Origin of the sequence: Aquitalea sp. ASV15 (genome assembly GCF_016429115.1) — a bacterium.
In the GTDB taxonomy this organism is placed as follows: Bacteria; Pseudomonadota; Gammaproteobacteria; order Burkholderiales; family Chromobacteriaceae; genus Aquitalea; species Aquitalea magnusonii.
The window spans coordinates 1-315 of the sequence record NZ_JAELTZ010000183.1 but is presented as its reverse complement, the minus strand read 5'-3'; the positions used below and the strand labels follow the sequence as shown (position 1 = coordinate 315).

Annotated in this window: 1 protein-coding gene; it reads right to left on the bottom strand. The window is 74.6% G+C overall.

Annotated features, from left to right (window positions below):
- Positions 1-315: hypothetical protein (locus tag JHD64_RS21425; RefSeq protein WP_199055683.1), on the bottom strand; the 315-nt coding region annotated here is incomplete at both ends.

Sequence of the window (315 nt, the reverse complement as noted above, 5' to 3'; positions counted from 1 at the left end):
CAGGCCTTCGGCTTCTTCGGCGCGGGCCTTGTCCAGGTCAACCGCAATGCCGCGCTCGGCCAGTGCCGAGGTGGGCAGGCGCTTGTGCGGATTGGACGGGCCAGCCATATTGCGCACCACGCTGGACCTGTCTCTTATACACATCTGACGCTGCCGACGAACGAACAACAGTGTAGATCTCGGTGGTGGCCGGATCATTAAAAAGGGGGGGGGGGGGGGGGGGGGGGGGGGGGGGGGGGGGGGGGGGGGGGGGGGGGGGGGGGGGGGGGGGGGGGGGGGGGGGGGGGGGGGGGGGGGGGGGGGGGGGGGGGGGGG